12 protein-coding genes are annotated in these 14482 nt (G+C 75.1%); 7 read left to right on the forward strand and 5 right to left on the reverse strand.

Annotated elements, in window-relative coordinates; translation table 11 throughout:
- Positions 1-11 precede the first annotated feature (11 nt).
- Together QRT04_RS04785 and QRT04_RS04790 are read right to left on the reverse strand one after the other, a co-directional pair.
- Positions 12-626, reverse strand: coding sequence for a LuxR C-terminal-related transcriptional regulator (locus tag QRT04_RS04785; RefSeq protein ID WP_289455710.1), 615 nt, complete (start codon positions 624-626; stop codon positions 12-14).
- 47 nt (positions 627-673) lie between these two features.
- Positions 674-2065, reverse strand: a complete 1392-nt coding sequence (locus QRT04_RS04790) for an ATP-binding protein (RefSeq protein ID WP_407653555.1) — start codon at positions 2063-2065, stop codon at positions 674-676.
- 169 nt (positions 2066-2234) lie between these two features.
- On the opposite strand from QRT04_RS04790, the gene QRT04_RS04795 reads away from it, so the two are divergent.
- Positions 2235-3683, forward strand: a complete 1449-nt coding sequence (locus QRT04_RS04795) for a PspC domain-containing protein (RefSeq protein WP_289453900.1) — start codon at positions 2235-2237, stop codon at positions 3681-3683.
- Positions 3680-4390 carry a hypothetical protein gene (locus QRT04_RS04800; RefSeq protein WP_289453903.1) on the forward strand — a complete coding sequence of 237 codons (711 nt, stop codon included), beginning with the start codon at positions 3680-3682 and terminating at the stop codon, positions 4388-4390. Before QRT04_RS04795 ends, QRT04_RS04800 begins: the two co-directional genes overlap by 4 nt.
- A gap of 64 nt (positions 4391-4454) precedes the next feature.
- On the opposite strand, the gene QRT04_RS04805 is transcribed toward QRT04_RS04800, so the two are convergent.
- A complete protein-coding gene (locus QRT04_RS04805) occupies positions 4455-5396 on the reverse strand; it encodes a hypothetical protein (RefSeq protein WP_289453904.1) in 942 nt (313 codons plus the stop codon).
- A gap of 364 nt (positions 5397-5760) precedes the next feature.
- Here QRT04_RS04805 and QRT04_RS04810 point away from each other — a divergent pair, with 364 nt between their 5' ends.
- On the forward strand, positions 5761-7287 hold the full coding sequence (locus tag QRT04_RS04810; protein ID WP_289453906.1) for a glycoside hydrolase family 6 protein: 1527 nt from the start codon (positions 5761-5763) through the stop codon (positions 7285-7287).
- Positions 7288-7359: 72 nt separating this feature from the next.
- Here the strand turns inward: QRT04_RS04810 and QRT04_RS04815 are convergent, their stop codons facing one another.
- The gene (locus QRT04_RS04815; protein WP_289453908.1) at positions 7360-7746 is read right to left on the reverse strand and encodes a DUF3817 domain-containing protein; all 387 of its coding nucleotides are present in this window, start codon (positions 7744-7746) and stop codon (positions 7360-7362) included.
- Between the two features lie 91 nt (positions 7747-7837).
- Here QRT04_RS04815 and QRT04_RS04820 point away from each other — a divergent pair, with 91 nt between their 5' ends.
- The gene (locus tag QRT04_RS04820) at positions 7838-8542 is read left to right on the forward strand and encodes a hypothetical protein (protein ID WP_289453910.1); all 705 of its coding nucleotides are present in this window, start codon (positions 7838-7840) and stop codon (positions 8540-8542) included.
- On the opposite strand, the gene guaA is transcribed toward QRT04_RS04820, so the two are convergent.
- Positions 8484-10070 carry a glutamine-hydrolyzing GMP synthase gene (gene guaA, locus QRT04_RS04825; protein ID WP_289453913.1) on the reverse strand — a complete coding sequence of 529 codons (1587 nt, stop codon included), beginning with the start codon at positions 10068-10070 and terminating at the stop codon, positions 8484-8486. The genes QRT04_RS04820 and guaA overlap by 59 nt on opposite strands.
- 209 nt (positions 10071-10279) lie before the next feature.
- Between guaA and QRT04_RS04830 the strand changes: the two genes are divergently transcribed.
- Genes QRT04_RS04830 through arfB form a run of 3 tightly spaced genes read left to right on the forward strand, consistent with a single transcriptional unit; the run spans position 10280 to position 14201 of the window.
- On the forward strand, positions 10280-12046 hold the full coding sequence (locus QRT04_RS04830) for an ABC transporter ATP-binding protein (RefSeq protein WP_289453915.1): 1767 nt from the start codon (positions 10280-10282) through the stop codon (positions 12044-12046).
- Positions 12043-13776 (forward strand): ABC transporter ATP-binding protein, encoded by a 1734-nt coding sequence (locus QRT04_RS04835; protein ID WP_289453916.1) that lies wholly within the window; start codon positions 12043-12045, stop codon positions 13774-13776. Before QRT04_RS04830 ends, QRT04_RS04835 begins: the two co-directional genes overlap by 4 nt.
- Positions 13773-14201 carry an alternative ribosome rescue aminoacyl-tRNA hydrolase ArfB gene (arfB, locus tag QRT04_RS04840; protein WP_289453917.1) on the forward strand — a complete coding sequence of 143 codons (429 nt, stop codon included), beginning with the start codon at positions 13773-13775 and terminating at the stop codon, positions 14199-14201. Before QRT04_RS04835 ends, arfB begins: the two co-directional genes overlap by 4 nt.
- Positions 14202-14482 lie beyond the last annotated feature (281 nt).

Consider the following 14482-nt stretch of genomic DNA (forward strand, 5'->3'; position numbering starts at 1 on the left):
CGTCAGAAACGTCAGAGCAGCCGACGCGCGGCGGCCCAACGCGTCAGCTCGTGGCGCGACGAGAGCTGCAGCTTGCGCAGCACCGCGGACACGTGGGTCTCGACCGTCTTGATCGAGATGAACAGCTCGGAGGCGACCTCGCGGTAGGAGTAGCCGCGCGCGATCAGGCGCATCACCTCGCGCTCGCGCGCCGACAGGCGGTCGAGCTCGTCGTCCCCGGTCGCCACGTCGCCCGCCGCGGTGCCGAACGCATCGAGCACGAAGCCCGCGAGCCGAGGCGAGAACACGGCGTCCCCGCCCGCCACGCGGAGCACTGCGTCGGAGAGCGCGGGGCCGTCGATGGCCTTCGTGACGTAGCCGCGGGCGCCCGCGCGGATCACGGCGACGACGTCCTCCGCGGCGTCCGAGACCGAGAGCGCGAGGAAGCGCACGTCGGAGCCGACGTCGGTGCACAGCCGCAGCACCTCGGCGCCTCCGCCGCCGTCGCCGCCCGGCAGGTGCACGTCGAGCAGCACCACCGGCGGGCGCAGCTCGTGCACGACGCGGACGGCGGACTCCACCGAGTCGGCCTCGCCGACCACGCGGACGCGGGCGTCGAGCGACGCGCGCACGCCGGTGCGGAACATGTGGTGGTCGTCGACGAGCACCACGTCGACGACCTGCTGGTCCTGCGTCACGCGTCCTCCTGGGTCGTGGTGGTGGTCGGCGTCTCGGCGGGCGGCGTCTCGGCGGCCGGCGTCGAAGGGGACCCCGGCGCGGCGCGGCACGGCACGACGAGGTGCACCTCGGTGCCGCGCTCCGGCGAGCTCGTCACGGTCGCGGTGCCTCCTCGACGGCGCACGCGCCCGATGATCGACTCGCGGACGCCGAACCGGTCCGGGCCGACGGCGTCGACGTCGAAGCCGTCGCCGTGGTCGCGGACGAACACCTCGACCTGGTCCGGACCCACCTCGAGGTAGAGCGAGACGGGCGCCCGGCCGTGCACCACGGCGTTGACGAGCGCCTCGCGCGTCGCCTGCAGCAGGGCCCCGGTGTCCGCGTCGGGAACACGGTCGCCCACCACCACCGCGTCGACCGCGACCGCGCCGCCGTCGCGGCCCGTGCGGGAGTCCTCCACCTCGGCCACGAGAGCGCGCAGCGCCGCCGCGAGCGACGTGCCCGGCGCCGGGCGGTCGTCGTACAGCCACTCGCGCAGCTCGCGCTCCTGGGCCCGCGCCATGCGCGCGACCTCGGTCGGCTGGTCGGCGTGCGCGCGGATCAGCGCGAGCGTCTGGAGCACCGAGTCGTGCAGGTGGGCCGCGATGTCGGCGCGCTCCGACTCGCGCGCCCGAGCCGCTCGCTCGTCCCCCAGCTCGTTCACGAGCCGCAGCCACCACGGCGCGAGCACGAGCGCGACGCCCGCGAGCATCGCGAGCGCCGCGACCACGGACTGCACGAGCGTCGCGGCGTCGACCCCGCGGCCGGCGGCCTGCCCGACGAGCAGCAGGAGCCCGACGCCGGCGAGCACGATGCCGCCCAGCACGCGCAGCAGCCCGACGGGGGTGCGTCCACCGGCCCGGTCGCGCAGCCGGCCGCGGGCGGTCGCGTCGAGCTGGCTCCACGCCAGCGCGAGGCCCGCCAGCAGCACGAGCACCGGCAGCACCCAGCCGACGCCGACGTCGACGCCCGACCGCGCCGCCACGAGCACCGCCGCCACCGCGACGAGCAGCACCCCGACGGCGACGTCGGTCACGGGCCAGCGCCGCACGGGAGCGTCGGGCTGCCGGCGCGCGAGGCGGCTGAGCGCGCTCGGACGGCTCTCGTGCGCCGCGTCCGCGGGGTCGCCCGACGGGACGCACACCCACCAGAACAGGTAGAGCACCGGGCCGGCGCCGCCGAGCGGCGTCAGGATCACGAACGCCGCGCGGACCAGCGGCACCGGCACCGCGAGGTGCGCGGCCACGCCGGCGGCGACACCGCCGAACCAGCGGCCGCGGGTCGGCCGCCGCAGCGGCAGCCGCGTCCGCACCCCGGGCACGGTGGGGGCACCGGGCGGCGGGCCGGGAACGGGCCAGGACGCGGTCACGCAGCGATCGTCACACGTCGGAGCGCCCGCGGATGCCGATCTCGGCCGCGAGGACGTCCGTTCAGGGGTCGGTTCAGGGGCGGCACCGGACCGCGGGGGCACGGGTTCAGGGTCGGTTCAGGGTCGGCTCCCGATGCGCCCGGGCCGAGCCGGCCGCGACGATCGAGCCATGGAGACACCACCCCCCGCACCGCAGCAGCCCGCTGCGCCGCAGCAGACCGGCTTCTACGCCGGCATCCGACGGCTCGGCCTGTGGCGCTCCGACGACCACTGGTTCGGTGGGGTCGCCGGCGGCATCGCCGAACGGCTCGGCGTCGACGTCCTGATCGTCCGCGGCATCTTCGTGGTGACCGTGCTGCTGGGCGGCGTCGGCCTCCTGGCCTACGGCATCGGCTGGATGCTGCTGCCGCACCGGCGCGACGGTCGCATCCTCCTCGAGGAGGTCATCAGCGGCCGGTTCGACTACGCCTTCCTCGGAGCGCTCGCTTTCACGATCGTGGGTCTGAGCCGTGGCGGCGGCTGGCTGCTCGGCTGGCCGGGCATGCCGGACGGACTGCGCGCCGTCGGCGGCCTGCTCTGGCTCGGCCTGTTCGCCGTGGTGATCGCCGTGGTCGTGGCGGCCGTCGCCGCGAACCGCTCGGACCACGCTGCCCGGCAGGCGGGCCCGCCGCCCGCCTCGTCGCCGTGGACCGCGCCGCAGCCCCCGAACCCGGCGCCGGCCGCGGCACCCTGGGCGGCGACCTCGGGCGCACCCGTGCAGCCTGAGCCCCACCGCGACGCGCCGTACGCGTCGGCCACGTACCCCGCCGCGGCGGCGGCCGGCTGGAGCGCGTCCACCGCGACGGCACCGCCGCCGCCGACCCCGACGGGGTACGCACCTGCCTACGCGGCGTACCCGAGCCGGCCCGCGCCGGCGCCCGCACCGGTTCCCGTGCCGACCGTCGCCACCAAGCCGCGCAAGCCGCGACCGTCGGGCCCCGGCGTGGCCACCACCGGCGCGGTCGTCGCGCTGTCGTTGCTGACGCTCGCCGGCCTGCTCGTCGCGAACCGCGCCGGCGACTTCCGCGGGCCGATCGTGCTCACCGCGCTCGGCGTCGCCATCGTCCTCGCGGGCCTCGGCATCGTCGTCTCCGGGCTGCGCGGCCGCACGAGCGGCGTGCTCGGGTTCCTCGCGATCGTCGGCCTGATCCTGTCGGTGCCGCTCGGCGTCGCCGCACGCAGCGACTGGGCCACCGGCGGCGACCACCACGCGGTGGCGCTCGACGTGACGCCCGTGACGCGGGCGCAGGCCGAACGCGGCTGGAGCTTCGCGTTCGGCGACTCGACGGTCGACCTGACGGACGTCCCGCTGACCGACGAGACGCTGACCGTCCCGGTCGCGCTCGGCGCGGGCAACCTCAGGATCGTGGTCCCGGCGAGCGGTGCGGCCGTCGACGCCGACGTCCGCGTGGGCGCGGGCACCATCACCTGGGACGTCGGCGACGGCTCGCCCGTCCAGGTGAGCGGCGGCCACCTCGACAGGTCCTTCTCGTCGCTCTCGGGCGCCGAGACCCACCGGATCCACCTCCGCATCTCGGCAGGCGCCGGCGACGTGGTGATCGAGCAGGAGCACTCATGACCGACGAACCGACCACCCCCGTCCCCTCGACCGACCCGTCGGACGAGCCGACCCGCGTCCTTCCCGCGGCCGAGCCGGTCGACGCCGAGCCGGCCGACTCCGAGCCGGCCGCCGCGACGGAGGCCGCACCCGTGGAGCCCGACGACGCGGCAGTGACGTCGATCGCGGATCCGGCCGCCGGGGCGGGCGCCTCCGTCGTCGAGCCGTTCGACGGCGGGGCGCGCGTCGAGCCGGCCGACGACGAGCCGACCGCCGTCCTCGATCCCGTGACGACGGCCGACCGGCCGCGACCCGGCGGTTCCGCGAGCGAGCAGTCCACGCAGCCGGCGGGCACGTCCTCGCAGCCTGCGGCGTCCACCGCACCGCTCCCGGCGTCGTCGCCGGCGTTCACGGCGCCGGTCCTCGCCGAGCCGGTACCGGCACCCGCCGCACCCGCACCCGAACCCGCACCCGCACCCGCGCAGCCCGCGGCCACCGCGGCCTGGCCGGCGCCCGGCGAGCCGCAGGCGCCCCCCGCCGCCCCGCGGCTGCGCGTCGGCACCGTGGTGTGGGGCCTCGTGCTCGCCGTGCTGGGCATCGGTGTGCTCGCCTGGGCGGCCGGCGCGAACGTCGACGGCCAGCTCGCCCTGATCGTGCTGATCGGCGGCGCGGGCGCCGCGCTGCTGATCGGCTCGCTGATCTCCGGGCTCCGCGCGTCTCGGCGCTGAGGTCCGCAGACCACGAGGCCCGGCGCACCGCGGGGGTGCGTCGGGCCTCGTCGGTGTCCGGGGCTCAGGCTCCGGGCTGGTCGCGCTCGGGCTCGGCGACCGGGTCCGGCGGCGCGGCGTGCGCGCCCGCGGAGCGGTCGGCCGCGTCCGCAGCGCTCGTGTCGGCGGCCGGCGTCGCGGCAGGAGCCGACGCCGCGCCGCCTCCGAGCGAGCTCACACCCGGCTCCGCCGCTCCGGGCTGCGCCGCGGCGGGCTCAGCGGGAGGTTGCGCGGCAGCAGGCGCCGCGGCTGCGGCGGCGGGCGCCGTCGGAGCGGGTGAGGCCGCCGGAGCAGGAGCTGCCGGCGCAGCAGCCGCAGCCGCGGGCGCCGCGGCCGCCGCAGGCGGAGCAGCGGCACGGTCGGCCGCGGCCCGGTCGGCGGCGGCACGTTCAGCCGCAGCTCGCTCGGCGGCGGCACGCTCGGCGGCAGCGTTCTCGGCCGCCGCCCGGTCAGACGCCGCGCGGTCGTCCGCGGCGGTCCGGTCCGTGACGACCGGCGCTGCGCCCACGGGTCCCACCCCGTCGACCGCGGCCCGGTGGAAGATCGAGCCGCTGCGGTGCAGAGCCCAGCCGAGCAGGAGGAGCACGATGCCGGTGCCGACCACGAGGAGCGCGACGCCGAACGCGACGACCGAGGTGTAGAGCGACGCCCGGAGGAACGACGCGTTCATGACCGTCGTCCGCGTGGGGTCGTCCTGCGGCAGCTGCGCGTAGGTCTTGCCGCCCGACGCCTTGAGCGCGTGGTGCTCGATCGCGTCCGCCTGCGCCCACGCCTCCCACGGCGTGTCGACGAGACCGCCGGCGAAGTGCGCCGCGTCGTCGGACACCGTGATCTGCTCGTTGCGCAGGTTGCTCGCCACGAGGCCCCACGTGACGCCGCCGGCGACGATGTAGATGAGACCGAAGATGATCGTCAGGACTCCGACGACCCGGACCACGCCGGACCTGTCGCCGCTTGCCTTCGCCATGTCGCTCGTTCCTTCCGCCCGGTGGTGACAGACCCGGGAAGGCCCGGGCCCCGTTGCCGTGCCGCGTGAAACCGCGAGTTGCGCCGCGAGATGCGTCGTCGCACGTCGACTGTAGCGAGGAATGCGCATTTCATCCCGTTGGGTCCCGGGCGCGCCCGACGTCACCGCCGCAGGTCAGACGGCCCGGACCCCTTGGCGAGCCGGACATACCGGAGCACACTGGGCGGCGTCCGCGGTGGCCACTCGCCGCCCGGGGCACCGTCGCCCCGGGCAGCCAGCAGGCGCCGCGGCCGGACCCTCGGCGACGGCGCCGAGGGGCGAGATCTCTGGGAGCGCTTCCATGACACCTCACCTCCGAAGGAGCGTGGCCCCCGCCGCGGCACTGGCCACGGTCGTCGGCTCGTTCCTGCTGGCCACGCCGGCCTCCGCGACGTCGCACGAGCCCGCCCCGGACCGGCTGTTCGTCAACGTGGCGGGTACCGCGGGGTCCGCCGCGGCCAAGCTGACCGGGCAGGCACGGTCCGACGCCCTGACGATCGCCGGCCAGGCGTACGGCACGTGGATCACCACGGGCGACGCGAGCAAGGCCGCGGCCAACGCGAAGGCCGTCGTCAAGGCGGCCCGCAAGGACCACTCCGTGCCGCTGCTCGTGCTCTACAACATCCCGTTCCGCGACTGCGCGCAGTACTCGGCGGGCGGAGCGACAAGCACCGCCGAGTACGAGGCCTGGATCGACGCTATCGCCAAGGCCATCGGCAACGAGAAGGCGATCGTCGCGCTCGAGCCGGACAGCCTGGGCATCATCCCGTTCAACACCGACATCAACGGCAACGCCGAGTGGTGCAAGCCCTCGGACGCCGACCCGGCGACCGCGGTCTCGGACCGCTACGAGCAGCTGACCCACGCCGTGAAGGCCCTGAAGGCGCACAAGAACACCAAGGTCTACCTCGACGGCACGCACAGCGGCTGGCTGGGCGTCGGAGACATCACCGACCGCCTGATGAAGGCGGACGTCGCCGAGGCCGACGGCTTCTTCCTCAACGCGTCGAACTACGAGTCGCAGTTCCGCATCACCGAGTACTCCCGGTGGATCTCCCAGTGCCTCGACCTCTCCACGCGGGTCTCCTGGTGGCAGCCCGCATGGTGCGCGAGCCAGTACTACCCGGCGACGGCGAGCGACGAGTCGACGTGGCACCTGACCGACGAGAAGTACGCGGCCGACTACGCGAGCGCGGGCATCGCGCCCGACCCGAGCGTGATGAAGAAGTCGATCATCGACACGAGCCGCAACGGCCAGGGCTCGTGGACGCCGCCCGCCGGCAACGGCTGGCCGGACCCGCAGGTCTGGTGCAACCCGCCGGACCGCGGCCTCGGCGTGCTGCCGACGCTCTCGACCGGCGACTCGCTCATCGACGGCTTCGTGTGGATCAAGGTGCCGGGCGAGTCGGACGGTCAGTGCGACCGCGGCACGGGGTCGGCGGTCGACCCCGCACGCGGCGTCGCGGACCCCGCGGCCGGGGCGTGGTTCGCCGACATGGCGCGCGAGCTCGTCGCGAACGCGGCGCAGCCGATCCCGGCGCCGACGTGCACCGTCAAGGCGAGCACCACGCAGCTGCGCGGGGCGTTCGTCAGCGCGATCACGGTGAAGAACACCGGCGCGACGGCCGTCCCGGCGTGGCGCCTGCAGTACGCGCTCGACGGCACACAGCGGATCACGGGGCTGCGCGGCGGCGCCGCGATCACGCAGCACGGCCAGTACGTGACCGCCCGCGGCGTCGGGCGCGACACGACGATCCGGCCCGGGCACAGCGTGACGTTCGGCTACGTCGGCGTCGGGACGGCACCGACGACAGCGCTGTACCTGCTCGACGGCAAGGCGTGCGCGGCGTGAGCCGCCGCGTCTGACCCGGCATGACGAAGGGCCGGCTCGCGGGGACGGGCCGGCCCTTCGTCGTGCGTGCGATCAGAGCGAGCGCTGGGCGTGCTCGACGCGGGCGAGCGCCTGCGCGTGCACCTTCTTCTCGAGGATGAACGACATCACCGGCACCACGCCCGCAGCGGCCATCGTCGCCAGCCGGCCGAACCGCCAGCGCATCACGGACCACAGGTCGAACACGCTGACCAGGTACACGATGTAGACCCAGCCGTGCGCGTACGGGATCCACTCGATGTACCGCAGCACGTCGTGCGGGATGTGCACGACGTACTTGAGGATCACCTCGACGCAGAGCGCGAGCAGCAGCGTGCCCGTGATCCACGCCATCGCGCGGTACCGCTGGGTGGCGCCCGTCGCGCGGCGCACGAACCGTGCGACCTCCGGTGCGGCGGCGGGCTGGGTGGTCTCGCTCATGGGTTCCGTCCTCCTCGGCAGGGCGAGACTAGCGAGGAAACCCGTGCGTCCCGGACTCCAGCGGCTGTGATCTCGGCCGTAGCCTGGCCGCGTGGCGCTCGCGTGGTCGACGGACGTGTCGGCGGCAGACTGGCTCGTCGCCGCGTCCCGGCCGTTCACCCCGCCGTGGCCGGCCGCGTTCCGCGTCATCACGCTCGGACCGCCGGGCTACGCGGCGTACGCGCGCGTGCGGTTCATCCCTGACCCCGTCCGGCCGGGCCAGGAGGAGGCCGACACCGAGCTCGCCGAGGACCATCCGTCGGACCTCACGCAGGTCGAGCGCGCGCTCGGTGTGCTGGCGCGGTTCACCACGACGCCGGACGACGCGTGGTTCTGCGCGTGGGAGGGCTACTCCGACACCGTGATCCCGCGCGTGGTGCTCGAGGCATCGATGGTCGACCTCGCCGTGCGTCGCTACGGCCTGCTCCGCGGCGCGCTCGCCGACGTCGACGGATGGTCGGCGGCGATCGGCGCGAGCCGGCCGGCGTGCCCGCCGGCGCTCGTCTGGCCCGCCGACCGCAGCTGGTGCCTCGCCGCCGACACCGACCCGCACTACGGAGGCGTGGCCGGGTCCGCCGCCGCGATCGAGGCGCTGCTCGCGGAGCCTGGGCTCGACGCCGTCCGCGCCGACCCGGACGCACCGCAGCCGGCCTACGGCTCCGTCGACCCGCCACCCGCGCCCGACGCGAGCGGCAGCGTCACTCCCACTCGATGGTGCCCGGTGGCTTGCTCGTCACGTCCAGCACGACGCGGTTGACCTCGGGCACCTCGTTGGTGATGCGCGTCGAGATCGTCGCGAGCACGTCGTACGGCAGGCGCGTCCAGTCGGCCGTCATCGCGTCCTCGGACGAGACCGGCCGCAGCACGATCGGGTGGCCGTACGTGCGGCCGTCGCCCTGGACGCCGACCGAGCGGACGTCCGCGAGGAGCACGACCGGGCACTGCCAGATGTCGCGGTCGAGGCCGGCCTTCGTCAGCTCGTCGCGGGCGATCAGGTCGGCAGCGCGCAGCACGTCGAGGCGCTCCTGCGTCACCTCGCCGATGATCCGGATGCCGAGGCCCGGGCCCGGGAACGGCTGGCGCCAGACGATCGGCTCGGGGACGCCGAGCTCGAGGCCGACGGCGCGCACCTCGTCCTTGAACAGCGCGCGCAGCGGCTCGACGAGCTGGAACTGCAGGTCGTCGGGCAGGCCGCCGACGTTGTGGTGGCTCTTGATGTTGGCCGCCCCCTCGCCGCCGCCGGACTCGACGACGTCGGGGTAGAGCGTGCCCTGGACGAGGAACTTCACCTCGGTGCCGTGCTCGCCGGCGTCGGCGACCACCTCGCGCGCCGCGTCCTCGAACACGCGGATGAACTCGCGGCCGATGATCTTGCGCTTCGTCTCGGGGTCGGTGTGGCCCGCGAGCGCGTGCAGGAACCGCTCGCGCGCGTCGACGACCTTGAGCTGCACACCGGTCGCGGCGACGAAGTCCTTCTCGACCTGCTCGGCCTCGCCGCTGCGCAGCAGGCCGTGGTCGACGAAGACGCACGTGAGCTGGTCGCCGACGGCACGCTGCACGAGCGCGGCCGCGACGGACGAGTCGACCCCGCCCGACAGCGCGCAGATCACGCGAGCGTCGCCGACCTGGGCGCGGATCCGCTCGACCTGCTCCGCGATGACGTTCCCGGGGTTCCAGTCGGGCGCGAGGCCCGCACCCTCGTAGAGGAAGTTCTCGAGCGCCTTCTGCCCGAGCGGCGAGTGCTTGACCTCGGGGTGCCACTGCACGCCGTACAGCCGGCGGCTGCGGTCCTCGAACGCCGCGACCGGGCTGCCGGCGCTCGTCGCGAGCACCTCGAAGCCCTCGGGCGCGGCGTGCACGGCGTCGCCGTGGCTCATCCAGACGGTCTGGCTCTCGGGGCTGCCCGCGAGGACCGTGCCCGCCTCGTTGACCTCGACCGAGGTGCCGCCGTACTCGCGCTGGCCGGTCTGCGCGACCGTGCCGCCGAGCGCGCGGGCCATCGCCTGGAAGCCGTAGCAGATGCCCAGCACCGGCACGCCCGCCTCGAACAGCGCGGGGTCGACGAACGGCGCACCGTCGGCGTACACCGAGGACGGGCCGCCGGACAGGATGATCGCCGCGGGGTCCTTCGCGAGCAGGTCCGCGACGGACGCGGTGTGCGGCACGATCTCCGAGTACACGCTCGCCTCGCGCACGCGACGGGCGATCAGCTGGGCGTACTGGGCGCCGAAGTCGACGACGAGGACCGGGCGGTGGGCAGCGGGCGGCTGCGGCGTCTGGGTCACGCGTCCAGGGTAGTGCGGCGCGCGCCTTCCCCTCATCGGCGACCGGCCTGCGAGCAACGAGCCTGCGGCCCCCTCGCGGGCCTCGCGCGTCGACTCGTCCGGGCCCGCACGCGGGGGCCGTCGCGGATCGCTCACGAGCACTGATCGGATCGCTCACGAGCACTGATAAGGCTTACGCCGGTGTCAGTACTGCCACGTAACGTTGCCGCGTGCGTTCGCTCCCCCTCGACGACCCCGGCACCCCGCCGCTGACCGGCCCCATCGCGTACCTCGCGTGGCTCGCCCGGTTGCAGTGGGGTGTCCTGAGCGTCGCCGTGCTGCTCGGCATCCTGCGGTTCGGGTGCCAGGCCGCGCTGCCCTATCTCCAGGGTGCGGGCATCGACGCGGCGATCGACCACGGCTGGGGCCCGGCGCTCTGGCGGGCTGCGGCCGCGCTCGCGGTGCTCGGCGTGATCGCGGCGGCAGGGAGCGCCGTCGGTCACCGCTACGACATCACGTGCTGGCTGCGCGCGTCGCTCACGTCGTCGGAGCTCGTCGGGCGCGCAGTGTCGCGGTCGGGCCACGCCATCACGGCCGAGCTCCCGACCGGTGAGGTCGTCTCGGCGGTCGCGAACGACGCGCTGCGGGTCGGCGAGCTGTACGCGCAGCTCGCGCAGTTCATCGGCAGCCTCGTCGCCTACGTGTTCGCCGCCGTGCTCATGCTGCGCATCTCGGTGCCGCTCGGCCTCGTGGTCGTGCTCGGCCTCCCGGTCGTCGCGCTCGCGCTCGGCCTGCTGGTCAAGCCGATCCAGCGCCGGCAGGCCGCGCAGCGCGAGGCGTCGGGCCGCCTGACGACGCTCGGCGCCGACACCGTGTCCGGCCTCCGCATCCTGCGCGGCATCGGCGGCGAGGGCGTGTTCAACGCCCGGTACCGCGAGCAGTCGCAGCGCGTCCGGGCCAAGGGCGTCGAGGTCGCGTACACGCAGTCGTGGCTCGACGCGCTCCAGGTCCTGCTGCCTGGTGCGTTCGTCGTGGTGCTCGTCTGGCTGGGCGCGCACATGGCGATCGACGGCCAGATCACCCCGGGCCAGCTCGTCACGACCTACGGCTACGCCGCGTTCCTCGGCTGGCCGGTGCAGAACGCGACCATGATGCTGCAGGCCGCGACGCGCGCCCACGTCGGGGCGGGCAAGGTCGTCAACGTCCTGCGCGTGGTGCCGGCGACGGGCGCGACGCCCGGCACCGCCGAGACCCCCGCCTCGGGCGCCGTGCTGGTCGACGAGGTCTCGGGCGTCCGGGTCGAGCCGGGCCGGGTGATCGCGCTGGTGAGCGCCGACCCCGACGAGTCCGCCGCGATCGCGACGCGCCTCGGCCGGTTCGACGACGACGCCGAGGCGGCGACGCCAGTGACGCTCGGCGGCGTCCGGCTCGCCGACCTCGACAAGGACCAGGTGCGGCGCCGGATCGTCGTCGCCGAGGCGACGCCCCACCTCTTCTCGGGCCTGCTGCGCGCCGAGCTCGACGTGCACGACGCGGCCGACGAGGAGCGCGTGCTCCGCGCGATCGGCCTGGCCGACGCGCAGGACGTGCTCGACTCGGTGCCGGGCGGCCTGGGCGGCGAGCTGCCCGAGAAGGGCAGGTCGCTCTCGGGCGGCCAGCGCCAGCGCGTCGCCCTCGCGCGCGCTCTGCTGACGGACCCGGAGATCCTCGTGCTCGTCGAGCCGACCAGCGCGGTCGACGCCCACACCGAGGCGCGGATCGCGGCCCGGCTCGCCGACGCGCGGCGCGGGCGCACGACGCTCGTCGTCACCGCGTCGCCGCTCGTGCTCGACCACGTCGACGAGGTGCAGCTCGTCGAGGACGGCCGCCTCGTGGCGCGCGGCGGTCACGCCGAGCTGCTGGACGGTGCGGCCGGCCCGGCCGTGACCGAGAGCTACCGCCGCGTCGTCGGGCGTCAGCTCCAGGACGACGAAGCCGTGACAGAAGGTGCCCGATGAAGCTCCCGATCGCCGACCCGGCGACCGCGCGCCGCTACGCGGGCGGCCTGCTGCGCACGCACCGCGCGCCGCTCGTGCTGATCGCCGCGCTGCACACGCTCGCGGCCGTCGCGGGCCTCGCGGGCCCGTGGCTGCTCGGCCGGCTGGTCGACGCGGTCGTCGACGGCACGACCGCGGGCTACGTCGACCGGCTGATCGCGCTGGGCGCGGTCTGCGTGCTCGCCCAGACGGTGCTGATCCGGTTCGCGCAGCGCGCGTCGATGGTGTTCGGCGAGCGCGTGTTCGCCGACCTCCGCGAGGAGTTCATCGAGACCGTCACGTCGCTGCCGCTGTCGACCGTCGAGCGCGCGGGCACGGGCGACCTCGTCGCCCGCACGACGAACGACGTCAACCGCCTGCAGCACGCGGTGCGGTTCGGCGTGCCGCGTGTGATCGTCGCGGTCGTCCAGATCACGCTCGTGGTCGTCGCCGCCCTGCTGCTGTCGCCGCTCGTGGCGGTGGCGATGTTCGTCGGCGTGCCGACGATGCTGCTGGCCGTCCGGTGGTACCTCAAGCGCGCGACGCCCGGGTACCAGCGCGAGTCCGCCGCGTACGCGACGGTGAACGGCACCATCACGGAGTCGGTCGAGGGCGCCCGCACCGTCGACGCGCTGCGGCTCGGCCCGCGCCGGCTCGCTCGCGTGCGCGCCGACCTGCACGAGGCGTTCCTGGCGGAGAAGTACACGCTGGGGCTGCGCTGCGTGCTGTTCCCGGCCATCGACCTGACGTTCGTGCTCGGTCCCGTCGCGGTGCTGCTCTGGGGCGGCTACCTCGCGGCGAACGGGCACGTCACCTACGGCGTCGTCACGACGATCGTCATGTACGCGTACCAGGTGACGGGTCCCGTGTGGGAGCTGATCTTCTGGGTCGACGAGATCCAGGTCGCCGCCGTGTCGCTCGCGCGCATCGTCGGGGTCCGGCTGGTCGAGACCGACCGCGAGGCCGGCGACGGCGAGCCGCGCGACGAGCGGATCGAGGCCCGGTCGCTCCGGTACGCGTACCGCGAGGGGCACGACGTGCTGCACGGGATCGACCTCGATCTCGCGCCGGGCGAGCGGCTCGCCGTCGTCGGCCCGTCGGGAGCCGGGAAGTCGACGCTCGGGCGCATGCTCGCCGGCGTGCACCCGCCGACCGGCGGGACCGTGACGGTCGGTGACGTGCCGCTCGTCGAGCTGCCGCTCGAGGAGCTGCGCGGGCACGTCGCGCTCGTCACGCAGGAGCACCACGTGTTCGTCGGCTCGGTCGCGGACAACCTGCGGCTGGCCGACGAGGACGCGGACGAGGACCACCTGCGCCGCGCGCTCGAGGCCGTCGACGCGTGGGACTGGGTCGCCGCGCTGCCGGAGGGGCTGGCCACGGAGGTCGGCTCGGGAGGCGCGCCGCTCACCCCCGCGCAGGCCCAGCAGATCGCGCTCGCCCGGCTGGTGCTGCTCGACCCGCACACGCTCGTGCTCGACGAGGCGACGTCGCTGCTCGACCCGCGCGCGGCGCGGCACCTCGAGCGGTCGCTCTCGGCGGTGCTCGAGGGCCGCACGGTCGTCGCGATCGCGCACCGGCTGCACACCGCGCACGACGCTGACCGCGTGGCGGTGGTCGACGCCGGGCGCATCACCGAGATCGGCCCGCACGACGAGCTCGTCGCCGCGGGTGGCGACTACGCCGCGCTGTGGCACAGCTGGCAGCACGAGTGAGAGAGCCGATCGCCCTGCGAGGGGGCGCCGTCCTGCCGGACGACGCCCTCTCGTGGCGTTTCTCGCGGTCGAGCGGGCCGGGCGGCCAGTCCGTCAACACCGCCGACTCGCGCGTCGAGCTCTCGGTCGACGTCTCCGCCGTGCTGTGGGCGACGCAGGCGCAGGAGCAGCGCGTCCGCGAGCGGCTCGCGCACCGGCTGCACGGCGACGTGCTCACCGTCGCGGCGTCCGAGCACCGCTCGCAGCTGCGCAACCGCGAGGCGGCGGTGCTCCGCGTCGTCGCCCTGCTCGACGAGGCGCTCGCTCCCCCGGGGCCGCCGCGACGCGCGACGCGCCCGAGCCGCGCCTCGCGCGAGCGGCGGGCGGCGTCCGAGCGGCAGCGGCGCGCGGTCAAGGAGCTGCGGCGGCGCCCGACGCTCGGCTGACTCCCGCGTACGCCGACGCCAATCGCGAGCGCGGCCTGCGCGCGAGCTGCAAGCGCGCACGGGCGACCGCCGTCGTGCACTGCACACCGCGCACGATGCAGGCCGCGTGACGGGTGCCGACGGCGCCACGCCAACGAGCGCGGATTTCCGGGCGAGCTCCTCGTTGCCGAGGACGCAGCAGCGCGCCGCAGCCGGAACAACGACCAGCCTGGTCGACTCGCGTCGTTCACGCCGGACGCCGATGGACGCCGCACGGCGCGCCCTGCTCTACAGTGGCTCGC

Source organism: Cellulomonas alba, assembly GCF_030362835.1.
Lineage (GTDB): Bacteria > Actinomycetota > Actinomycetes > Actinomycetales > Cellulomonadaceae > Cellulomonas > Cellulomonas alba.

Bases quoted from the DNA above. Each gene is read 5' to 3' on its own strand.
- QRT04_RS04785 (WP_289455710.1), bottom strand. From the start codon at position 626: ATGTTCCGCACCGGCGTGCGCGCGTCGCTCGACGCCCGCGTCCGCGTG.
- QRT04_RS04795 (WP_289453900.1), top strand. From the start codon at position 2,235: ATGGAGACACCACCCCCCGCACCGCAGCAGCCCGCTGCGCCGCAGCAG.
- QRT04_RS04800 (WP_289453903.1), top strand. From the start codon at position 3,680: ATGACCGACGAACCGACCACCCCCGTCCCCTCGACCGACCCGTCGGAC.
- QRT04_RS04805 (WP_289453904.1), bottom strand. From the start codon at position 5,396: ATGGCGAAGGCAAGCGGCGACAGGTCCGGCGTGGTCCGGGTCGTCGGA.
- QRT04_RS04815 (WP_289453908.1), bottom strand. From the start codon at position 7,746: ATGAGCGAGACCACCCAGCCCGCCGCCGCACCGGAGGTCGCACGGTTC.
- QRT04_RS04835 (WP_289453916.1), top strand. From the start codon at position 12,043: ATGAAGCTCCCGATCGCCGACCCGGCGACCGCGCGCCGCTACGCGGGC.